General features: G+C 73.3%; 27 protein-coding genes. 12 read left to right on the top strand and 15 right to left on the bottom strand.

Annotation, left to right across the window (positions count from 1 at the left end):
* The first annotated feature begins 6 nt into the window (after positions 1–6).
* Positions 7–507 carry a GNAT family N-acetyltransferase gene (locus tag IE200_RS11290; protein ID WP_191279573.1) on the top strand — a complete coding sequence of 167 codons (501 nt, stop codon included), beginning with the start codon at positions 7–9 and terminating at the stop codon, positions 505–507.
* Positions 508–523: 16 nt separating this feature from the next.
* Here the strand turns inward: IE200_RS11290 and IE200_RS11295 are convergent, their stop codons facing one another.
* Positions 524–1,933: a hypothetical protein gene (locus IE200_RS11295; protein WP_191279574.1), complete on the bottom strand. Its 1,410-nt coding sequence runs from the start codon at positions 1,931–1,933 to the stop codon at positions 524–526.
* Positions 1,930–2,448, bottom strand: coding sequence for a SigE family RNA polymerase sigma factor (locus IE200_RS11300; RefSeq protein WP_229856414.1), 519 nt, complete (start codon positions 2,446–2,448; stop codon positions 1,930–1,932). The genes IE200_RS11295 and IE200_RS11300 overlap by 4 nt, the downstream gene beginning before the upstream one ends.
* A 133-nt stretch (positions 2,449–2,581) precedes the next feature.
* Here IE200_RS11300 and IE200_RS11305 point away from each other — a divergent pair, with 133 nt between their 5' ends.
* Positions 2,582–2,956 carry a thioesterase family protein gene (locus IE200_RS11305; protein ID WP_191279576.1) on the top strand — a complete coding sequence of 125 codons (375 nt, stop codon included), beginning with the start codon at positions 2,582–2,584 and terminating at the stop codon, positions 2,954–2,956.
* Here the strand turns inward: IE200_RS11305 and IE200_RS11310 are convergent.
* From IE200_RS11310 to IE200_RS11340, 8 genes are all read right to left on the bottom strand, one after another.
* A complete protein-coding gene (locus IE200_RS11310; RefSeq protein ID WP_191279577.1) occupies positions 2,945–3,538 on the bottom strand; it encodes a sugar O-acetyltransferase in 594 nt (197 codons plus the stop codon). The two genes, IE200_RS11305 and IE200_RS11310, sit on opposite strands and share 12 nt — an antisense overlap.
* Positions 3,539–3,589: 51 nt before the next feature.
* Positions 3,590–4,093, bottom strand: coding sequence for an AAA family ATPase (locus tag IE200_RS11315; RefSeq protein ID WP_191279578.1), 504 nt, complete (start codon positions 4,091–4,093; stop codon positions 3,590–3,592).
* 95 nt (positions 4,094–4,188) lie between these two features.
* Positions 4,189–4,263 carry a 50S ribosomal protein bL37 gene (locus IE200_RS21195; protein WP_369759046.1) on the bottom strand — a complete coding sequence of 25 codons (75 nt, stop codon included), beginning with the start codon at positions 4,261–4,263 and terminating at the stop codon, positions 4,189–4,191.
* 78 nt (positions 4,264–4,341) lie between these two features.
* The gene (gene rsrA, locus IE200_RS11320; protein ID WP_191279579.1) at positions 4,342–4,614 is read right to left on the bottom strand and encodes a mycothiol system anti-sigma-R factor; all 273 of its coding nucleotides are present in this window, start codon (positions 4,612–4,614) and stop codon (positions 4,342–4,344) included.
* Complete coding sequence (locus tag IE200_RS11325) at positions 4,611–5,246, bottom strand: sigma-70 family RNA polymerase sigma factor (RefSeq protein ID WP_407940992.1); 636 nt, start codon at positions 5,244–5,246, stop codon at positions 4,611–4,613. Before IE200_RS11325 ends, rsrA begins: the two co-directional genes overlap by 4 nt.
* An 87-nt stretch (positions 5,247–5,333) precedes the next feature.
* Complete coding sequence (locus IE200_RS11330) at positions 5,334–5,996, bottom strand: alpha/beta hydrolase family protein (protein WP_191279581.1); 663 nt, start codon at positions 5,994–5,996, stop codon at positions 5,334–5,336.
* A complete protein-coding gene (locus IE200_RS11335) occupies positions 5,993–6,748 on the bottom strand; it encodes an SOS response-associated peptidase (RefSeq protein WP_191279582.1) in 756 nt (251 codons plus the stop codon). The genes IE200_RS11330 and IE200_RS11335 overlap by 4 nt, the downstream gene beginning before the upstream one ends.
* A gap of 116 nt (positions 6,749–6,864) precedes the next feature.
* Positions 6,865–7,566: a hypothetical protein gene (locus IE200_RS11340; protein WP_191279583.1), complete on the bottom strand. Its 702-nt coding sequence runs from the start codon at positions 7,564–7,566 to the stop codon at positions 6,865–6,867.
* Positions 7,567–7,800: 234 nt separating this feature from the next.
* Here IE200_RS11340 and IE200_RS11345 point away from each other — a divergent pair, with 234 nt between their 5' ends.
* The 4 genes from IE200_RS11345 to rsgA all read left to right on the top strand — a co-directional run bounded on the left by IE200_RS11345 (position 7,801) and on the right by rsgA (position 12,420).
* A complete protein-coding gene (locus IE200_RS11345; protein ID WP_191279584.1) occupies positions 7,801–9,510 on the top strand; it encodes a sigma-70 family RNA polymerase sigma factor in 1,710 nt (569 codons plus the stop codon).
* 67 nt (positions 9,511–9,577) lie between these two features.
* Positions 9,578–10,108 (top strand): DoxX family membrane protein, encoded by a 531-nt coding sequence (locus tag IE200_RS11350; protein ID WP_191279585.1) that lies wholly within the window; start codon positions 9,578–9,580, stop codon positions 10,106–10,108.
* Positions 10,109–10,126: 18 nt separating this feature from the next.
* Positions 10,127–11,407, top strand: coding sequence for a 3-phosphoshikimate 1-carboxyvinyltransferase (aroA, locus tag IE200_RS11355; RefSeq protein ID WP_191279586.1), 1,281 nt, complete (start codon positions 10,127–10,129; stop codon positions 11,405–11,407).
* Positions 11,404–12,420, top strand: a complete 1,017-nt coding sequence (rsgA, locus tag IE200_RS11360; protein ID WP_191279587.1) for a ribosome small subunit-dependent GTPase A — start codon at positions 11,404–11,406, stop codon at positions 12,418–12,420. The genes aroA and rsgA overlap by 4 nt, the downstream gene beginning before the upstream one ends.
* A gap of 3 nt (positions 12,421–12,423) precedes the next feature.
* On the opposite strand, the gene IE200_RS11365 is transcribed toward rsgA, so the two are convergent.
* Positions 12,424–12,885, bottom strand: coding sequence for a DUF2231 domain-containing protein (locus tag IE200_RS11365; RefSeq protein ID WP_191279588.1), 462 nt, complete (start codon positions 12,883–12,885; stop codon positions 12,424–12,426).
* Between the two features lie 41 nt (positions 12,886–12,926).
* Here IE200_RS11365 and IE200_RS11370 point away from each other — a divergent pair, with 41 nt between their 5' ends.
* The gene (locus IE200_RS11370; protein WP_191279589.1) at positions 12,927–13,817 is read left to right on the top strand and encodes an inositol monophosphatase family protein; all 891 of its coding nucleotides are present in this window, start codon (positions 12,927–12,929) and stop codon (positions 13,815–13,817) included.
* A 6-nt stretch (positions 13,818–13,823) separates the two neighbouring features.
* Here IE200_RS11370 and IE200_RS11375 read toward each other — a convergent pair whose 3' ends face one another.
* Positions 13,824–14,297, bottom strand: a complete 474-nt coding sequence (locus IE200_RS11375) for a hypothetical protein (protein WP_191279590.1) — start codon at positions 14,295–14,297, stop codon at positions 13,824–13,826.
* Positions 14,298–14,426: 129 nt separating this feature from the next.
* Between IE200_RS11375 and IE200_RS11380 the strand changes: the two genes are divergently transcribed.
* Complete coding sequence (locus IE200_RS11380; protein ID WP_191279591.1) at positions 14,427–14,858, top strand: CBS domain-containing protein; 432 nt, start codon at positions 14,427–14,429, stop codon at positions 14,856–14,858.
* 76 nt (positions 14,859–14,934) lie between these two features.
* Positions 14,935–15,276: an FKBP-type peptidyl-prolyl cis-trans isomerase gene (locus IE200_RS11385; protein WP_407940993.1), complete on the top strand. Its 342-nt coding sequence runs from the start codon at positions 14,935–14,937 to the stop codon at positions 15,274–15,276.
* Positions 15,277–15,310: 34 nt separating this feature from the next.
* On the opposite strand, the gene IE200_RS11390 is transcribed toward IE200_RS11385, so the two are convergent.
* Together IE200_RS11390 and IE200_RS11395 are read right to left on the bottom strand one after the other, a co-directional pair.
* Entirely contained in the window at positions 15,311–16,021 is a 711-nt protein-coding gene (locus tag IE200_RS11390) for a response regulator transcription factor (RefSeq protein ID WP_268245543.1), read from the bottom strand.
* Positions 16,018–17,214, bottom strand: a complete 1,197-nt coding sequence (locus IE200_RS11395; protein WP_191279593.1) for a sensor histidine kinase — start codon at positions 17,212–17,214, stop codon at positions 16,018–16,020. Before IE200_RS11395 ends, IE200_RS11390 begins: the two co-directional genes overlap by 4 nt.
* A gap of 141 nt (positions 17,215–17,355) precedes the next feature.
* On the opposite strand from IE200_RS11395, the gene IE200_RS11400 reads away from it, so the two are divergent.
* Together IE200_RS11400 and IE200_RS11405 are read left to right on the top strand one after the other, a co-directional pair.
* Entirely contained in the window at positions 17,356–18,252 is an 897-nt protein-coding gene (locus IE200_RS11400; RefSeq protein WP_191279594.1) for an ABC transporter ATP-binding protein, read from the top strand.
* Positions 18,249–19,061: an ABC transporter permease gene (locus IE200_RS11405; RefSeq protein WP_191279595.1), complete on the top strand. Its 813-nt coding sequence runs from the start codon at positions 18,249–18,251 to the stop codon at positions 19,059–19,061. Before IE200_RS11400 ends, IE200_RS11405 begins: the two co-directional genes overlap by 4 nt.
* 59 nt (positions 19,062–19,120) lie before the next feature.
* Here IE200_RS11405 and IE200_RS11410 read toward each other — a convergent pair whose 3' ends face one another.
* Positions 19,121–19,375: an RNA-binding S4 domain-containing protein gene (locus IE200_RS11410; protein WP_407940990.1), complete on the bottom strand. Its 255-nt coding sequence runs from the start codon at positions 19,373–19,375 to the stop codon at positions 19,121–19,123.
* A 19-nt stretch (positions 19,376–19,394) separates the two neighbouring features.
* Between IE200_RS11410 and IE200_RS11415 the strand changes: the two genes are divergently transcribed.
* The gene (locus IE200_RS11415; RefSeq protein ID WP_191279596.1) at positions 19,395–20,597 is read left to right on the top strand and encodes a phospholipase D-like domain-containing protein; all 1,203 of its coding nucleotides are present in this window, start codon (positions 19,395–19,397) and stop codon (positions 20,595–20,597) included.
* The last annotated feature ends 18 nt before the right edge of the window (positions 20,598–20,615 follow it).

Below are 20,615 nucleotides of genomic sequence, written 5' to 3' on the forward strand. Positions count from 1 at the left end.
GCGCCGGTGTCCGACCTCGAGCTGCGCCGGGTGCGGCGCGAGGAGCTCGCAGCCGCGGGCGACGTCTGCGTCGCGGCGTACGAGCCGTTCCTGACCGGCGCAGAGGACGACTACCGCGAGCGGCTGCGCGACGTCGAGACCCGCGACGCGCAGGCCGAGGTGTGGGTGGCCGTCCTCCCCCCTGACGAGGGTGGGCAGGTCGTCGGGGTGGTGACCTGGTGCCCGCCCGGGTCGCCGTGGCGCGAGATCGGTCGTGACGACGAGGGCGAGTTCCGGATGCTGGCGGTCGCGCCGGGCGCCCAGGGCCGCGGCGTCGGGACCGCCCTGGCGCGGATGTGCGAGGCGCACGCCCGGGAGCACGGCGCGACCGGCATGGCCCTGTCGTCGCTGGCGACCATGACCGCCGCGCACCGGGTGTACGCCCGGCTCGGCTACTGGCGCGACCCGGCGCGGGACTGGTCGCCGCTGCCCGGCGTCGACCTGCTGGCCTTCGCCAAGACGTTCTGACGCCGCCCGGACGACCTCAGCAGTGGCGCAGCGTCGCGGGGTCGGCGGGGTCGTCGAAGCACACGGTGGTACCCGGTAGGGCGGCCATCTCCTCGCGGCCGACCCACTGCCAGAACCAGAGGCGCCAGGTGTCGCCCTCGCCGGCCACGGCGGTGACGAGCGTGCCGTCGGCCGTCAGCCAGGTGCGCTGCGACGCGTCACCGGTGAGCGCGACCTCGCCGGTCGGCTCCAGCTCGCGCAGACGCTCGCCGTCGGAGTGCACGACCCGGACGTAGCCCGGGTCCGAGGCGGAGGTGAGGACGACCGAGGGACCGTCGGAGAAGACCGAGACCGGTTGGGTGGTGAGGACGCGGGGGTCGACGACGTCGAGCCCCAGCTCGAATGCACGGCCCTGTCCGACCTCGACGACGAGGCGCGGGTCGGCCGCTGCCCGCAGCCGCACCGTGAACGGGAAGCCCCCCTCGACCGGGGCGCTCTCCCCGATCCCGATGGACTCCGCTGCGACCTCGGTGACGGCCGGCAGGTCGTCGGCCGAGTCCGCCTCGCACGGCGTCCGGGAGTCGCGCGCGATGTCGTGGCGGATGCACCCCTGGTCCACCGGCTCGAGCAGACCGTCCTCGGTCAACCGCCAGGTCCAGGCGTCGTGCACGGTGACCAGCGGCTTGATGAGCGTCATGGTGCGGGTGCCGGCGGCGTACGCGTTGACGGACCGGCTCGACCAGAGCGTGCCGTCCTCGACCCAGTAGTCGTGCACGCGGACCATGTCGTAGTACTCCCCGCCGCCCGGCGCCGGCACCTGCCCGCGGACGAGCAGCTCAGGGGCGTCGACGACGGCCTGCACGAGCAGTCCCTCGCGAAGGTCGAACACCAGCGGGAACCCCCCGTTGGCGAAGTCGTCGTAGTAGAGCACCAGCTCCTGGTCGCCGTCGCCGTCGGCGTCGACGGGATCGAGCGCATTCACGATCGTGGTCTCGATGTCGGTGACGCCCCAGGCCTCCTCTCCGGAGCCGCTGAGGGTCGTCTGCATCCGCACGCGCCCGTCCAGCTGCGGGCTCGGCTCACCGAGGAAGACGACCTTCTCGTCCGTGCCGTCGCCGTCCAGGTCGAGCCGAGCGGGGGTGGAGTACTCGTCGGCCTCCCAGTCGCGCCCGACGTCGGCCGGCAGCTCCAGCTCGACCCTGTCGTCGGGGCTCGGCGCGACGTCGTCGGAGCGCGGGTCCCGGCCGAGGCCGTCGAGCACCAGGCCGAGGACCAGCAGCACGGCCGCGGCCGCGGCGAGCAGCAGCAGCGGCGTCCGCCACCGAGGTCGCAGCGGGACGACCGGCGCGAGTGGCGCGAGGTCCTCGGGCCGGACGAGGTCGGCACGGGCGGCGAGCGCAGCGCGCAACCGCTCGTCGAGGCCGGTGGCCGGGTGGTGGGGGTTCATCGCTCCTCCTTCCCCGAGGCCGTGGCGGTGGTGGCCTGCATGGCGTTCTCGAGCGCGACCAGCGCGCGGCTCGCAGTGGACTTCACGGTGCCCTGGCTGATCCGGAGGGCGTGGGCGATCTCGGCCTCGGACAGGTTCGACCAGTAGCGCAGCACCAGGACCTCGCGCTGCCGGGGTGCGAGCCGACGCAGCGCCGCGATGACCTCGCGGTGCTCCTCCGCCAGCACGGCGGTGTCCTCCGGGGAGGGTGGCGACAGGTCGTGCGGCGGCGAGTACGCGCGGGCCGTACGTCGCCGGCGCAGCGCCGAGCGGGCGGTGTTGACCACCGAGACCCGCAGGTAGGCAAGAGCCTTGGACGGGTCCTTGACCGCGTCGGGACGCCGGGCGAGGGCGGCGAACGCGTCCTGGACGACGTCCTCGGCCGAGGCGAGGTCGTCGACCAGCAGGACGGCCAGACGCACGAGCGAGAGCCGGTGCGCGGCGTAGAGCTCGGTGATGTCGACCGATGGCTCCATTCCGATCCCCGCCCCCGCAGTCCTCGCGCCCATGTCTGGTAGACGTGTGTCAGCACCTCAGGTTGCCCCACCCCGCCCACCTTCTCCACCTGCCACCGCGCAACCCCCGCCACCGCCGTACGAGAGGCCCCGCATGCCGCACCCCGAGCCCGCAACGCTGACCTTCGCCGTCACCGACGACGACACCGCCGCCGCGGTGGGCAGCGGCTCGCTCCCCGTCCTCGGCACGCCACGCCTGCTCGCGTGGCTCGAGGCCGCGACGTGCGCGTGCCTCGAGCCGCTGCTCCCCGAGGGGTCGACGAGCGTCGGCACCCGCGTCCAGGTGGAGCACCTGGCCGCCAGCCCGGTCGGGGCCGCGGTCGAGGTGAGCGCCTCCAGCGCGTACGAGGACGGCCGGCTGCACCGGTTCACCGTCAGCGCCCGGGACACCGCCAGCGGGAAGGTCCTCGCCGCGGGTGAGATCACCCGGGTCGTGGTCGACGCCGAGCGGTTCCTGTCACGGCTCTGACTGCACCGCCGCCGACGCCGCTCCGAGCTCGCGCACGACCCGCGCCGGTGAGCCGACCGCCACGACGCCGGGCGGCAGGTCGCGGGTGACGACCGATCCCGCACCCACGACGGTGTCCGCCCCGATGGTCACTCCCGGGCAGACGATCACGCCGCCGCCCAGCCAGACGTTGTCGCCGATCGTGATGGGCTCGGCGGCCTCCCACTTGTCGCGGCGGGGCTGCGGCTCGAGCGGGTGGGTGGCGGTGAGCAGCTGGACGTTGGGTCCGATCTGCACGTCGTCGCCGATCGTGATGGTGGCGACGTCGAGGAGGATGACTCCCCAGTTGACGAACGTGCGCGCCCCGATCGTCGTCTGGTAGCCGTAGTCGCACTGCAGCGGCGGGCGCACCTCGCTGTCCTCGCCGAACCCGCCCAGCAGCTCCTCGAGCAGGGCGCGGCGCCCGTCGCCGTCGGTGGGGTCCATCGTGTTGATCCGGTGTGCCAGGCCCTGCGCGCGCCGGGACTCCTCCCCCAGGACCGGGTCGTCGGCGATGTAGGGCTCGCCGGCCAGCATCCGCTCGCGCATGGTCTTGTCACTCATCCGGCCAACGTACAAGGACCGGACCCCGGGGACAGTGGGTGGCGGCTCGGGTCAGTCCGCCAGCAGCGACCGTACGGAGGCCGCCACTCGTGCCACGTCGACCTCACGACCCGTGTCGACCTCGAGGAGAGGTCCCAGCCCGAGCGGGGCCACCTCCTCGCCCCACAGCTCGGACTCGGTGCGTGCAGAGTCGAGGTGCCGCGGATCTCTCACCCGGCGTGCGTAGCGCTGGCGCGCCACCATGAGCGGGACCCGGCACCTGACCTCCACCACGGGTCCCGGCAGCTCTCGTACGAGCGGCTCCGCATACGGGTACCAGGTGCTGTCGACGACGGCTCCCCGGCACCCGCGGGCCGCACCGAGCGTAGCGAACACCGCGGCTCGCCCCAGCTCGCGCGACGCCTCGACCTCGCCCGGGGAACCCAGCGCGTCCATGAGGGCCTCCTTCACCGTGTCCTTGGACAGGTGGGGCACGCCGAGCTCGAGCGCGAGAGCCGCCGACAACGTCGTCTTGCCCGAACCGGGCCATCCGCCGACGAGCACGAATCCGCGCATGCGCCCAGCCTGTCACGCCGATCGGAGCGAGGTCCGCACATGCAAAAGTCCCCGCCGCGGCGGGGACTTCTACGAGATGACGGCGCGGGTGCGCGTCAGGCGTTGGGGCGCTTGCCGTGGTTCGCGCCCTTCTTCTTGCGAGCGCGGCGCTTGCGTCCGGTCTTGCCCATGGTGGTCCTCCTGGAATCGGTGCTCGGAGCAGTGTCTCAAATCCGCGCGGGGGCGGCGAATCGGGTCGGGCCGACGCGTCAGGCGTTGCCCTCGGTGATCTGGATCGACACCTCGCGCAGCTGGAGGCGTACGCGATCGCGCAGCGACTCCGGGGCCGACTCCGAGCACGAGCGGGCGACGAGCTGCTTGACGGCCTTCTGCAGGTCGTGGCGCTCGAGGCAGGGGCCGCACTCGCGCAGGTGCATCTCGACGACGGCGCAGTCCGCCTCCTCGAGCTCGTTGTCGATGAAGTAGACGATGCGCTCGATGTAGTCGACGCAGTCGTCGCTGCCGTGCTCGTGGCTGCTCACGACGCACCCCCCTCGTCCCCGCCGGGCACGGTGGAGGCCGGCAGGAGGTCGTTGGCCCGGACGTAGTCGGCGAGCATGTCGCGCAGCTGGCGCCGCCCGCGGTGCAGCCGGGACATCACGGTGCCGATCGGCGTGTCCATGATCTCGGCGATCTCCTTGTAGGGGAAACCCTCGACGTCAGCGAGGTAGACCGCGAGCCGGAACTCCTCGGGCAGGCGCTGCAGCGCGTCCTTGACCTCGGAGTCGGGCAGGTGCTCCAACGCCTCCATCTCCGCGGACCGCAGACCGGTCGAGGAGTGCGACTCCGCGCGGGCGAGCTGCCAGTCCTCGACGTCCTCGGACATCGACTGCTGCGGCTGGCGCTGCTTCTTGCGGTAGGAGTTGATGTAGGTGTTGGTGAGGATCCGGTAGAGCCAGGCCTTGAGGTTGGTGCCCGGCTTGAACTGGTGGAAGGCGCTGTAGGCCTTGGCGAAGGTCTCCTGCACCAGGTCCTCGGCGTCGGCGGGGTTGCGGGTCATCCGCATCGCCGCGCCGTAGAGCTGGTCGAGGTAGGGCAGCGCGTCGCGCTCGAAGCGCGCGGAGCGCTGGTCGGAGGTCTCGTCCTCGACGGAGATCTCGGTGGGCGTGGACATCTCGTCCCTGAGCGATTCGGTCATCGCCTCCCACAGTACCGCCGTGGGTCGATCGAGGGTCAGTGCGTTCACACCAGCCCCAACACCTCACCCCCGCCGAGGATTCCCGACGACCTCGCGCACCAGCCACTCCAGCGTCGACTCCACCACGATGCCCATCGCCTCGGCCTGCGTCACCTCGCCCCGCGCCGGGACCTTGAGGCCGTGGTCGCCGCCGGGGATCACCACCACGTCGAGGCCGTCCTGGTCGCCGGGGAACTCGTCGGGGCGGCCCATCGGGTCGCGCTCCCCCTGCACGACGAGCGTGGGCAGCCCCACCGCCTGAAGCTCGTGCAGGCGTGTCGGCTCGGTGCGGCCCGGCGCGTGCAGCGGGAAGGAGAGGGCCAGGCATCCCGTGGCGCCCAGCGAGCGGGCGGTGCGCGCGGCCGAGCGGGCCCCGGCGGAGCGCCCGCCGACCACGAGGGGCGTGCGTACGCGCATCACGTCGGCGGCGCACCGCAACGCCACGTCGAGCGTGGGCGGGGCGGTCGCGACCTTGCGGCCGGCGACGCGCCACGGCTGCTCGAACAGCACGACGGAGACGCCCTGCGCGGGCAGGGCGTCCGCGAGCGCCCACAGGTCGCGCGACTCCACGCCCCCGCCGGCACCGTGGCTGAGCAGGAGCGTCGCGATGGGGCTGGTCGCCCGACGGGTGTGCAGCCGTCCCTCGCCGTAGGGGGTCTCGACGGATCGGATCGAGGCCTTCTTCACGGGGCGCCCTCCTCGGGGGGCTCGAGGGGCAGCGGCTCGACGAGCTCGGGCCCGTTGTTGCGCACGTTGCTGACCAGCCTCGACACGGCGTACGCCTCCAGCCGGCCCGGCGCGGCGGGCACGAGCAAGGAGGTGTCGCCCGCCGTCGTCGGGTCGAGCCAGGCGTACCAGCGCTCGCGCTCGACCATCAGCGGCATCCGGTCGTGGATGTGGCCGAGGGAGTCCTCGGCCTCGGTGGTGAGCACCGTGCAGGTCCAGCGGAAGCGGTCGGGGTCGTCCTCGGCCTTCGCCGGGTCCCGCCAGATCTCGTATAGCCCGGCCATGGCAAGCACTCCCCCGTCCTTGGGACGGATGAAGAACGGCTGCTTGACCGGCTTGCCCTTGGCGTCGGTCCGCTCCGTCGGGTACCACTCGAAGTAGCCGTCGGCAGGCAGCAGCGCGCGACGGGACGCGAACGCCTTGCGGTAGGCGGGCTTCTCCGCGACCGTCTCCATCCGCGCGTTGATCATGCGGTTGCCGATGGAGGGGTCCTTGGCCCACGACGGCACCAGGCCCCACGTCAGCACGCGCAGCTGCCGCTGCGCGGGCTCACCGGAGTCGCGCGACGGCGGTCGCTCGACGACGGCGTAGACCTCCTTGGTCGGCGCGACGTTGTAGTCGGCCGCCAGCGGCGCCGCGATGCGGCTCTCGACCACCTCGAACTCCTCGACGAGGTCCTCGGGGCTCCGGGAGGAGGCGTAGCGACCGCACATGTCACGACCCTAGCCGGGAGCGACGCAGTCGCGCCGGGCGTGGGTCGGGAGGTTGGGCAAGCGCGCGAACGAGCACGCGAGCTCGCGACCGCGCGTCGAAACCCTTCGCGCTCGGCTCAGCCGCGGGCGAGCTCGTCGAGCAGCATGCCGGCGCTCGCGTCGGTGCCGGGCAGGCCCTCGATCCACACCCGTACGGCCGTGTCGGTCTCGGCGCCCCCGAGAAGGGTGCGCAGCACCTGCACGCGCCGGCCGAGCCGCTCGTCGCGCCGGGTCAGGATGCCCACGCGGTGCAGCCCGAGACGGGCGACGGTCTCGTCGCGGGCGAAGGCGGTGCGGGCGAGCTCGCCGGCCCGCGCGAGGCGCATCGCCCGGGTGAAGTGGTCCCCGGGGTGGTCGGAGGGGTCGTCGCCGAACGGCATCGCGAAGACGACCAGGGCGTAGTCGTCGATCCCGCCGGGCACCCCTGGACCACCGAGCCGGTAGACCTCCGAGAGCCGGCTGCGCAGGTGCGCCTGGCTCGACAACCCGGTGAGCGGGTCCTCGCACGAGAGCTGGTGGAGGTAGCCGAGGGTGGTCTCGCTCCAGGCGGTGAGCAGTGCGGCCACCACGTCGTACGTCGGGTCGCCGCCGGTGGCCTCGCGCCACACGGCCCGGAGCCCGGCGAGCGTCTCCTCGACGGATGCTCCGTCGCGGGCGAGCTCCTCCCCCGCGACGGAGCACGCGCCCATGACGTCCGATCCTGAGATGAGCGCCTCCCCGACAGCCTCGAACCTGTGCGGCAACCCCGACCGCTCGACGGCGGGCTGCGGTTCGCTCATCCCAGGATCGGCAACCGTGAGACGTCGCCCACGCGTGGCGAATATCTTCACGGCGGCCCCCTCCCCGGGTCTCGGTCATGCTCCACAGGTGGGACGGGCCTCGCTGCGGACCATGACGCGGACCAGACCAGGATTTCGGGTTTCTTTGCTTCGCGGCCCGTTGCCCGGCGACGAGGGATACAGTCAAGAGGTCTGGCAACAGCGCCAGGAGGGGTCCCCGGAGAGCGTCGAACCATGAGCGTGGCCACCAGCGTCGAGGCGCCGAGCGACGCCGAGCTGATCTCGGCGGTCCGCGGCGGGGACGTCGACGCCTACGGCACGCTCTTCGAGCGCCACGTCGACGCCGCGCGCAGGCTCGCCCGCCAGCTCGTGCCCGCGGGCGACGCCGAGGACCTCGTCTCGGAGGCCTTCGTCAAGGTGCTCGGGGTGCTGCAGCGGGGCGGCGGCCCGGACCTGGCGTTCCGCGCCTACCTGCTCACAGCCGTACGCCGCCTGCAGGTCGACCGGTTCCGCGCGGGCGCCCGGCTGCACACCACGGACGACATGGAGGCCTTCGACCCCGGCGTCCCGTTCCGCGACACGGCCGTCGAAGGCTTCGAGAGCGCCGCGGCCGCCCGCGCCTTCGCGAGCCTCCCCGAGCGCTGGCAGCTCGTGCTGTGGCACACCGAGGTCGAGGGCGACAAGCCCGCCGACATCGCGCCGATGCTCGGGATGAGCCCCAACTCCGTCTCCGCGCTGGCCTACCGCGCCCGGGAGGGACTGCGCCAGGCGTTCCTGACCCAGCACGTCGCCGAGCTCGAGTCGGACACCTGTCGATGGACGCACGGCCAGCTCGGCGCGTACGTGCGCGAGGCGGTCTCGCGGCGCGACGCCGCCAAGGTGGAGCAGCACCTCGGCGAGTGCCGCTCGTGCATGGCCATCTACCTCGAGCTCACCGAGGTCAACTCCAACCTCGGCGGCCTCCTCGCGCCGCTCCTGCTCGGTGGTGTCGCGACCACCTACATCGGCGCCGCGGCAGCCTCCGGGGGCGTGCCGATGGGGGTCGGGATGGTGCTCGGACGGGTGCGCGACCTCGTCGCGGGCAACGCCGGCACCGCCGCCGTCGTCGGGGTCGCCGTCAGCACGGCCGTCGTCGCCGGAGGCATCGCCCTGAGCACCCGCGGCCCGGACACCACGGCGTCCGTGTCCGACCGGTCCCCCTTCGCGGCGACGGCGAGCCCGACGAGCGACGCAGCGACGTCCGAGGAGCCCGGCTCGGGGCTCTCCACGCGTGAGCGCCGCACCTCGCCGGCGGTCGTCCTGCCCCCCGACGCCGTCGAGCCGACACCGGGCTCCATCCCCACGTCCACCGACACGTCGTCGCCGACCGACCCGACGGGCGACCCGGCCGGCGACCCGACGGGCAGCCCCACCGGCGACCCGACAGGCAGCCCCACCGGCAGCCCTACCGGCAGCCCGACCGGTGGCCCCACGGGCAGCCCCACGGGCAGCCCGACGGGCGGTCCCACAGGCGGCCCGACCAGCACCCCGACGTCCAGCCCCACCGGCACCACCACGCAGGCACCCACCCCCACCCCCACCCCCACCGCGACCCCGACGCCGACGCCCACCCCGACCGCCCCACCCGTGCCCCCCGACGCCTCGGTGACGGGCACCGTCAGCGGTGCGCGGCCGACGTACGACGTCGCGGTCCGCGTGGTCGGCCTGGTCGCCGGCACGAGCGCGCAGCTGCGGATCGTGGCGGACGGCGCCAGCGTGGTGCTCCGCAGCAGCGACACTCGCTGCACCGTGGTCAGGACGGTCGCCACCTGCCAGGTCACGGGCGACACCTCCGTGACCGTGGAGGTCGTGGCACCCCAGGGCGGGAGCGTCGCCGTGACCCTGTCGCCCGCGAGCGACGACGCCGACGCCGGCAACAACTCCTGGGGTGCGGTCCTGGGGTGAGCGCGCCGATGCGGACGCACCCCTGCGGACGGAGCGTGGTCCCTGGGCATCGTGTAGACAGGGGCACATGACGATCACCCGGTTGCTCGCCCGTCCGATGCTGGCCACGATCTTCGTCGCCGGCGGCGTCAATGCCCTGCGCAACACCGAGGGGCACGCGGCCAAGGCCAGGAAGATCACCGACAAGGTCGTCCCGGCCGCGCAGCAGGCCGTGCCGCAGGCGCCGATCCCCTCCGACCCCGCCACCCTGGTCCGGATCAACGCCGGCGCCCAGATCCTGGCGGCCGCTGCCCTGGCCACCGGTCGGGCACCGCGCCTGAGCGCCACCGTGCTCGCCGCCTCCCTCGTGCCGACGACGCTGGCCGGCCACGCCTTCTGGGAGGAGGCCGACGCCGACGCCAAGGCCGCGCAGCAGCTCCAGTTCTTCAAGAACACCTCGATCCTCGGCGGCCTGCTGCTGGCCGCCGTCGACACCGAGGGCCGGCCGGGCCTGGCCTGGCGCGCCCGCCGTGCGGCCGCCGACGTGCGGCGCGAGGCCCGCCAGGTCGCCAAGGACGCACGCCGCGAGGCGAAGTTGGCCAAGGCCCAGCTGACCTGACCTCGATAGGGTGCGCGCGTGAGTGAGCTCTGGCCGGCACCGCGCCCGCACGACCCCGTCGACCGGCGCGTCTCGCTGCCCGGCAGCAAGTCGCTGACCAACCGCGCGCTGGTGCTCGCGGCACTCGCCGACGGCCCGAGCGTCGTACGGCGTCCCCTGCGCTCGCGCGACACCCTGCTGATGGCGGCAGCCCTCACCTCGCTGGGCACCGTCGTCGAGGACACTCCGGACGGCGACTGGGCGGTGACGCCCGGCGCCTGGGACCGCGACGCGGACGTCGACTGCGGCCTCGCCGGCACGGTGATGCGCTTCGTCCCCCCGGTGGTGGGCCTCGCCCGCGGGACCGTGCGGTTCGACGGCGACCCCCACATGCGGCTTCGGCCCGTGGGACAGATGCTCGCCGCGCTGGGCGCGCTCGGTGTACGCATCGACGACGGTGGTCGCGGGGCGCTGCCCTTCGCCGTGCACGGCACCGGCACGGTCGCCGGCGGCACCGTCACCATCGACGCCAGCGCCTCCTCGCAGTTCGTCTCGGCCCTCCTGCTCGCCGGGGCCCGCTACGACCACGGCGTCGACGTGCGCCACGTCGGCAAGCCGGTGCCCTCCCTGCCCCACATCGAGATGACCGTCCAGATGCTGCGCCGCCACGGCGTGGAGGTCGACGACGTCGACGCCAACCGGTGGGCGGTCGCGCCCGGCCCCGTCCGGGCCGTCGACCACGACATCGAGCCCGACCTGTCCAACGCCGCACCCTTCCTCGCGCTCGGCGCGGCGACCGGCGGCCGGGTCACCGTGACCGACTGGCCGGCCTCGACGACCCAGCCCGGCGACGAGCTGCGCAGCATCCTCACCCTGATGGGGTGCGAGGTCACGATCGACGACGGCGACCTCACCGTCGTCGGGCCCGAGCGGCTGCAGGGCGTGGACCTCGACCTGCACGACGTCGGGGAGCTCACCCCGGCGATCGCCGCCCTCTGCGCACTGGCCGACTCGCCCTCCCACCTGCGCGGCGTGGCCCACATCCGCGGGCACGAGACCGACCGCATCACCGCGCTCGCCACCGAGCTCGGCCGCCTGGGCGCCGACGTCACCGAGCGCGAGGACGGCCTGACGATCAGGCCCGCGCCGCTGCACGGCGGCACGTTCCACACCTACGCCGACCACCGCATGGCCCACGCGGGGGTCATCCTCGGCCTCGCCGTCGACGACGTGCTCGTCGAGGACATCGCCACGACCTCCAAGACCTTCCCCGACTTCGCGGGCGCCTGGAGCCACGCCGTGCACGGGGGAACCACGTGACCGGTCGCTACTCCGAGCACGACCACGAGCACTACGAGCGCCCGCGTCGCCGGACCCGGCCACGCACCAAGGACCGCCCGACCTACGCCGACGCGGTGGACGCGCGCGTCGTGACCGTCGACCGCGGCCGCTTCACCCTCCTCCTCGACGGTCGCCGCGTGATGGCGATGAAGTCACGCCCCCTCGGCCGCAAGGGCGTCGTGGTCGGCGACCACGTGCGAGTCGTCGGCGACACCAGCGGCGCGGACGGGTCGCTGGCGCGCATCGTGGAGGTCGTCGAGCGCACCACCACGCTGCGCCGCACCGCCGACGACGACGACCCCGTCGAGCGCGTCATCGTCTCCAACGCCGACCAGCTGGTCGTGGTGACCGCCCTCGCCGACCCCGAGCCGCGCCCGCGACTGATCGACCGCGCGCTCGTCGCGGCGTACGACGCGGGCATGGCGCCCCTGCTGTGCCTCACCAAGGCCGACCTCGCCGACCCCGAGACCCTCCTGTCGACCTACCGCTCCCTGGGCGTGCCATGGGTCGTCACGCAGCTCAAGGGCGAGGGCGCCGGCGACCTCACCGAGCTCCGCGAGAGGCTGCGCGGTCGCACCAGCGTGCTGGTCGGGCACAGCGGCGTCGGCAAGTCGACCTTGGTCAACGCCCTCGTCCCCGACGCCGGGCGCGAGGTGGGCATCGTCAACGCGGTGACCGGACGCGGCCGGCACACCTCCACCAGCGCGTACCTGCTCGAGCTCCCAGGCGAGGACGGGCGGGGCGAGGGCTGGATCATCGACACCCCCGGCATCCGGTCCTTCGGCCTGGCGCACGTGCAGCCGGAGAACCTGATCGAGGCCTTCCCCGACCTCGACGAGATGACCGAGAGCTGCCCGCGCGGGTGCACCCACGGCACCGACGAGCCCGAGTGCGGGCTCGACGAGGCGGTCGAGGCCGGCGAGGCAGACGTCGACCGGGTCGAGTCGTTCCGCCGGCTGCTGGCCGCCCGCGAGGCCTCCAGCGACTGGTAGGCGTCAGCCCCAGACGGCCCGGGCTCCGGAGTCGCCGGCGAGGTAGACGGTGACCAGCAGGGCCACGGCACCCGCCGCGAGCAGGACGGCCACCGGCACACCGAACCGGGTCTCCCGGGCACCGCGCCCGGAGGCCAGCGCGGAGGTGCCGCCCAGCGCCCAGGCTGCGAGGCCCGAGACAGCGAGGTAGCCGAGCGCCACGCTGCGCAGCAGCTCGCCCGCCTCCTGGTGGTCCTCGACGATCGGTGCGAGCTCGGGTCGCGAGGCCAGCAGGTCCTCGCCCGCCGCGACCGCGCCGAGCGCGGTGATCGCGGTGACGACCGCGAGGACGACGAGCGGCCAGCGCAGCAACCAGCGCCACCTCGGCACGACCGCGTAGACGAGGCCGGTCAGCGCCGCCAGCGGCCCGAGCACGACGACGACGTGGACGATGAGCGGGTGCAGCGGCACACCGTTGAGCTCCATGCTTGCACAGTAGGCCGCGATGCTGGGAATAGCCTGTGAACATGCCCATCACCGGCTCCAACGACCACACCGACGACCTGCGCCTGGCGCACGTCCTCGCCGACGACGCGGACTCGCTCACCCAAGCCCGCTTCAAGGCGCTCGACCTGCACGTCATGAGCAAGCCGGACCTGACCCCGGTCACCGACGCCGACAAGGCCGTCGAGGAGGGCATCCGCCGCACCCTCTCCCGGGTGCGCTCGCGCGACGCCGTGGTCGGTGAGGAGCAGGGAACGACGGGGCACGGCCAGCGCCGGTGGATCGTCGACCCGATCGACGGCACCAAGAACTTCGTTCGCGGCGTGCCGGTGTGGGCCACCCTGATCGCGCTGGCGATCGACGACGAGGTGGTCCTCGGCGTGGTGTCGGCGCCGCAGCTCCAGCGGCGCTGGTGGGCCTCGGCGGGCAACGGCGCCTGGACCGGCCGGTCGCTGCTCAAGGCGACGAGGTGCGAGGTCTCCGACGTACGCCGCCTCGAGGACGCGTCCCTCAGCTACTCCTCGCTCTCGGGCTGGGACGAGCGCGACCGCCTCGACGACTTCATCTCGCTGCAGCGCCGCTGCTGGCGCACCCGCGCGTACGGCGACTTCTGGTCCTACATGCTGCTCGCCGAGGGCGCGGTGGACATCGCGGCCGAGCCGGAGCTCGAGCTCTACGACATGGCGGCGCTCGACGTGATCGTGCGCGAGGCCGGCGGCCGCTTCACCTCGCTCGACGGCACCGACGGCCCCTGGGGCGGCAACGCGCTCGCCAGCAACGGCCACCTGCACGACGCCGCGCTGTCCTTCCTCGGCGCCCTCGGCGACGACGGCACCGACCCCGACGTGCCGCGCCGCGGCCCCGGCACGGTCAGCAACCTGCGCGCCCGCCAGTCGCCGCCCGTCCTCGACTGAGCCGGGTCACCAGGGCCAGCCGTCCCACTCGCGCAGGGCGACGAACGGGGCTGTCGGCGCGGGCCACACGACGAGCGCGAGGTGCTCCTCGCTCCGACCCTGGGAGGTCATGCCCTCGGGCAGGCCCGCGACCAGCCCGCCCCAGTGCACCCGGAGGCGCAGCGGGCCCGCCGGTACCTCGTGCAGGGACCTCGGCCCCTCGTCCACCTCCCAGCTCAGCACCTCCAGCGGCTCGCTCCCCTCGAGGCTGACCTCGGCGATGTGCTGCCACTCCTCGCCAGGACCCGGCGGCTCCTCGGCCACGACGTCGACGCTCACCGGCGTCGTGCCGTACTTGCGGAAGGTGCTGACGACGACGAACCGGCCGTCCGTCCACAGGCGTCGCTCGTAGGTCTCGAGCGAGACGTCCGGCATCGCCGCGTCCCCACGCCTGGCGTAGAACTGGAAGTAGTCCGGCTCGACGACACCCCGCCACGTCATGCCGCGAGTCTGGCAGACCGTCCCCGCCGCGGATTGCGCCTCGCCCCTGTCGTCGGCCCGCCCACCTTGGCTACGGTGACTCATCAGTAGTCCTCCGGTGAGGACCGTGCCGGACGAGAGGCGGAGACCATGAGGATCAAGGACGTCATCCAGGCCAAGGCCAGCCACGAGGTCGTGACCATCGGACCGGACGCCACCGTGCGCGAGCTCGTGGCACTGCTCGCCGAGCACAACGTCGGCGCGCTCGTGGTGAGCGAGGACGGCGAGCGGGTCACCGGCATCGTGAGCGAGCGTGACGTCGTGCGCCGGCTGCACGCGGACGTCGGCGTCCTCGACAGCCCGGTCAGCTCGATCATGACCGCCGACGTGCGCACCTGCGCGCGCGAGGACGCGCTGACCGACCTCATGCAGACGATGACCGAGCACCGCATCCGCCACGTCCCGGTGGTGGCCGACGGACGGCTGACCGGCATCATCTCCATCGGTGACGTGGTCAAGAGCCGGATCGGCGAGCTCGAGTTCGAGCGCGACCAGCTCGACCACTACGTCCACCAGACGTGACCCACCACCCGGTGGGCACCTGATCCGGAACCGAATGGAGCAACCTGTGAGCGAGAAGCCCGACGTCGACCCCCACATGGGCGAGGTGCCCGCCGACCTCGAGGTCACCGACCTCGTCGAGGGAGACGGTGCCGAGGCCACGTCCGGCTCCACCGTCTCGGTCCACTACGTGGGTGTCGCCCACTCCACGGGCGAGGAGTTCGACGCGTCCTACAACCGCGGCACCCCGCTGCAGTTCCGCCTGGGCATCGGCCAGGTCATCTCCGGCTGGGACACCGGCGTGCAGGGGATGAAGGTCGGCGGCCGCCGCCGGCTCGTCATCCCGCCGCACCTCGGCTACGGCGACCGCGGCGCAGGCGGCGTCATCAAGCCGGGCGAGACGCTGATCTTCGTGGTGGACCTGCTCGAGGTCCGCTGACCCAGCCGTACGACATCCCGCGCCGGGCGGTTCCTCACCGCTGGGCGTCGTGGACCAGGATCGCGACCTGCACCCGGTTCTCGACACCCAGCTTGGTGAAGAGCCGCCCGACGTGCGTCTTGACAGTCGGCACGCCCATGAACAGCTCGGCCGCGATCTCTGCGTTGCTGAGGCCGCGTGCGACACCGTCGGCCACCTCGCGCTCGCGCTCGGTCAGCACCGCGAGCGCGTCACGGGCCGCCCGTCGCCGGCCCTCCCCGTCACCCGTGCCCTCGCCGCCGCCCTCCGCGTGGGCGTCGTCGCTGCGCGTGACCGCCGCGATGAGCTGCGCGGTCACGCTCGGCGAGAGCATCGGCTCCCCCGCGGCGACGGCGCGGATCGCCTCGACGAGGCGAGCCGGCGGGGTGTCCTTCAGCAGGAAGCCCGCCGCCCCTGTCCGCAGTGCCCGCAGCACCATGTCGTCGGTGTCGAAGGTCGTCAGCACGATGACCTTGAGGTCGGGGTGCTCGGCCAGCAGCGCCGCGGTGGCGCTCAGGCCGTCGCGCACGGGCATCCGGATGTCCATCAGCACGACGTCCACACCGGCCGCAGGCACCACCCGCAGCGCCTCCTCGCCGTCGCCTGCCTCGACGACGACCGAGAGGCCGGAGTCGCCGCCCAGCATCATCCCGAGCGCCGCGCGCACCATCGGGTCGTCGTCGACGACCGCGAGGCGTACGGGCACGTCGCTGCTCGCTCCCGTCACGAGTCCCACGGTATCCACGCCCGCACCGCGTACCCGCCGGTGGCATCGGTCCCGTGGCTGATGCGACCCCCCGCGAGGGCCGCGCGCTCCGCCAGGCCGATCAGCCCGAGCCCCGACGCGGGGAGGGCCGGAGCGGAGCGCGGGCCGACCGACGCCGCGTTGCGCACCCCGATGACGAGCCCCTCGTCAGGGTCCCCGGCGACGTCCACGGTGACCGCGGTCCCGGGCGCGTGCTTGCGCACGTTGGTCAGGGCCTCCTGCACGATGCGGTAGGCCGTGCGACCGGTGGCGGTCGGCACGTCGTCGGCCACGCGGGTCGACAGTCGTACGCGCATCCCCCCGGCCGCCTCCTCGGCGACCAGTGCGGCGACGTCGTCGAGCCCCGGCTGGGGTCGTTCGGGTGCGGCGTCGGCCGGCTGGAGCGGGTCGCGCAGCACTCCCAGCACCGCGCGGAGGTCCGACAGGGCCCGGTGGGCGTTCTCCTCGATCGACTTCGCGGCGCTGGCCTGCTCCTGAGCGGTGAGGTCGGTGCGGTAGCCCAGCGCGCCGGCGTGCATCGCGACCAACGAGATCCGGTGGGCCAGGACGTCGTGCATCTCGCGCGCGATCCGGGTGCGCTCCGCCGCCTGCGCCTGGGCCACGCGGGCGCGCTGCTCGCGCTCCGCGGTGAGGGCCCGCTCGCGGTAGGAGTCGACCAGCTCGCGCTGGGAGCCCATGGCGTAGCCGGTGGCGACGAGGATGCCCGTCACCAGCGCCCCGAACGCCAGCGAGATCCACAGCGGCAGGGCGTCCTCGGTGACGCCCACCCGTTCCTGCACGACCCCGGAGACGACGCTCAGGGGACCGACCACCGCCAGCAGCCGCCACCGGCGGTGGGAGGCCAGTGACCCGAGGACCCACGCGGCCGGTCCGGCGCTCGCGGCCGACGTGCAGGCGAAGAGGGTCACGACCGTCGCGACCGGGCCGGGGTATCGGTGCCGCCACCGGACGAGCAGGAAGCCGACCAGGCCGAGCACCGGGTCGCCGTACAGGAACCAGAGCAGGGCGCCGTCCGTCGGGCGATCCGCGGCGCCGATCAGCACTCCCCCCCAGATGACCCCGCTGATCGCCAGGGCGAGGCCGTACCGCCATGCCGATGCCGTCCAGCGTGGTCGCTCGCCGGTGCGGACGCGGTCGACGTCCGGGGCAGCCATGGGGACGAGCCTAGGTGGCGGGAGGGACGACCCGCGTCCGACCAAGGTGTCGACCCGACGACGGTGGTCGATACCGCGGTCGGACCCCGCGGAGCCCTCCGCCCGATGCGGCACCGCGCTGACGACCGGGAGGGTGGAGCCATGATCACAGTCGAGAACCTCACCAAGCGCTACGGCGAGTTCACCGCGGTGGATGACATCTCCTTCCAGGTGCGCCCGGGGAGCGTGGTCGGCTTCCTGGGACCCAACGGCGCCGGGAAGTCCACCGCGATGCGGATGATGACCGGGCTGACGCCTCCCACCTCCGGCCGGGCCACGATCCTGGGCCAGACCTACCGCGAGCTGCACAACCCCGGTCGCCAGGTCGGGGTCATGCTGGACGCCTCGGCACAGCACCCCGGACGTACGGGCCGCGAGGTGCTGCGCGTCGCCGCGGTGTCCGTGGGCGTCGGCAGGGCGCGGGTCGAGGAGGTGCTCACCCTCGTCGGGCTGACCGGCGAGGAGGCCGGGCTCCGGGTCCGCAACTACTCCCTCGGCATGCGCCAGCGCCTCGGCATCGCCGCCGCGCTGCTCGGCGAGCCGCAGGTCCTGATCCTCGACGAGCCGGCCAACGGCCTCGACCCGCAGGGCATCCACTGGATGCGTGGGCTGCTGCGTCGCTTCGCCGACGGCGGCGGCACCGTGCTGCTCTCGAGCCACCTCCTGCACGAGGTGCAGATCGTGGCCGACGACCTGGTGATGATCGGCCGCGGCCGGATCGTCGCGATGGGGTCGAAGGACGAGCTGCTCGCCCGCGGCGGCACCACCGTCCAGTCCACCGACGACGCCCGACTGGCCGGGCTGCTGGAGGCTGCCGACGTGCCGGTCTCCCGCACCGGCTCCGGCCTGGTCGTCGACGCAGAGGCCCGCGTGGTCGGCGAGATCGCCGCCCGCGAGTCCGTCGTCCTCCTCGAGCTGCGCTCCGGCGGCTCGGAGGGCCTGGAAGAGATGTTCCTCGGCCTCACGGCCGCCACCTCGCGCGAAGGAGACGCAGCATGAGCACCGACACGAGCCAGTCCCCTGCCCCCGCCGTCGGCGGAGACGCCGACGGCGCCGTCTCCAACCCCTCCGCCCTCCCCGGACGAGCGGGCGTGCCCTTCGTCCGCACGTTCCAGGCCGAGCTGCGCAAGATGGTCGACACCCGCGCGGGCCGCTGGATGATCGTCGTGATGGCTGCCGTCGCGGTGCTCATCCTGGCCGGCTTCGTGATCTGGGGCCCGGCCGAGGACGCGTCGTTCGCCGGGCTGCTCGAGCTCGCGACGCTGCCCCTGGCGATGCTTCTGCCGATCATCGGCATCATGGCCGCCACCGCCGAGTGGTCGCAGCGCACGGGCCTGGTCACCTTCGTCCTGGAGCCTCGCCGCGGTCGGGTCGTGCTGGCCAAGACGCTGGCAGCCGTCGTCCTCGCAGCCGTGGTCCTCGCGGCGGCCGTCGCCGCGTCGGCGGTCGCGAACCTCGTCGGCGGCAACGGCGAGTGGGACCTCACCGCCGCGATCGGCGGGGGCATGCTGCTGGCGTTGCTGCTCTACGTCCTGCAGGGCGTGGCCTTCGGCCTGTTGTTCCTCAACACACCCGTCGCCATCGTCTCGGTGCTGGTGCTGCCGAGCATCTGGGGGATCGCCACGACGGCCGTCTCCTCGCTGCAGGAGGCCGGCAGGTGGCTCAACCTCGACCAGGTCACCCAGCCGCTCCTCGCCGGCGACATGGCCGGCCGGGACTGGGCGCAGCTCGTCACCGCGAGCGCGGTGTGGGTGCTGCTCCCCCTCGCGGTAGGGACCTACCGCGTCCTCGGTCGTGAGGTGAAGTAGCCGGGGGGCGCTTCACCTCACCCCGTCGCCACGGAGTCACGGCCGACCCACCGGCCGGCTCACCACGGGACGTCGATCTCGGCCTCCCCGGTGGCGACCCGGGCCGCCAGCCCGCCCAGCGTGACCACGTCACCGGGGACGAGCTGGCGGCCCCTTCGCGTCTCGACCTCGTCGTTGACCCGTACGGCTCCGTCGGCGATCACCGGCTTGGCCTCGGCGCCGGTCTCGACGAGGTTGGCGAGCTTGAGGAACTGGCCCAGCCGGATCGACTCGTCACGGATCGGCACGTCGATGGGTTCACTGGTCTGCGGCACTCCTCTAGCGTAGGCGTCCGTGCGCCTCCCTCGCTGGTCCTCCTCCCTCGCGACGCTGTCCCTGCTGGTGCCGCTGCTCACGCTCGGCACCCCCGCGGGGGCCGAGCGCGACCTGTCGAAGCCGGCCGGGAAGTCCGGGTGCTGGGCGCAGGCCGGGACCGAGGTGTGCTTCACCTCGCCGCCGAACCGGCCCGCCGACCCGACCGTGCTCGACCGCCCCAGCCGGCTCTTCGACTCCGCCGGCGCCGGCGACACGATCCGGATCGCGATGTTCCGCTGGGACATCAAACCCCCGACCGACGCGATCCTCGCCGCGCAGCGCCGCGGTGCGACCGTGCTGCTCGTCGGCGACGACGACCTGCGGCTCAACCGGCAGGGCCGCCGCCTCATCCGGACCCTGGAGGAGCAGGACCCCGCGCGCACCAACGTCACGATCTGCAAGGGCGCCTGCCTGCCGTGGCGCGCGCCGGGACCGTACCCCGACAGCCAGGACGTCCAGCACCTGAAGTTCTACGTCACCGACATCGGCGGCGTGCAGTCGTTCATCACCTCCTCGGCCAACCTGGAGGACCGCCAGTACCGGCAGTACAACTCCCTGCTCAAGGTCGACGACCCCGGTCTCCACCAGTTCGGCGTCGACTACTTCAACCGCCTCCAGGCGCAGAGCGTCAAGGTCGACGGGCAGCGCTGGGACGACCGGCGCAAGACGTGGAGCAGCGGCGGCACCACCGCGGCGGTCTACCCGAACCGCAGCGACCTGCTGCTCTCGACGCTCAAGGACGTCTCGTGCACGCGGGGTGCCCGGGACGTCTCTGCGATGTTCGCGGTCATCCAGCGCGCCGACGTGCGCGACCAGCTCGCTCGACTCTCCGACCGTGGGTGCCGGGTGCGGATCGTCACCTCGCGCGACACCGTGGAGAACTGGCTCCAGCAGCGGCTGCCCGCCGGCGACGTCCCGGACCGCAGGGTGCGCACCGTCCTCACCCACGACAAGATGCTCGTCGTCCACGCGCGGTTCCGCGGGCGCCCGACCCACCTCGTCGTGACCGGGACGTCCAACACCACCTGCGGCGGGCTGCTCTACAACGACGAGGTCATGCTCCGCATCGTGGGCAACCGCTGGCTCCACGACCAGTACCGCGCGCACTTCGACGACGCGTACGCCCGCGCCTGGCAGAGCAGGTCGAGGATCATGCCGGTGATGAAGCCCTGCCGCCGCTGAGCGGGGGGCGGGAGCGCC

It is taken from the genome of Nocardioides flavus (ex Wang et al. 2016) (genome assembly GCF_014653115.1).
GTDB lineage: Bacteria > Actinomycetota > Actinomycetes > Propionibacteriales > Nocardioidaceae > Nocardioides > Nocardioides flavus.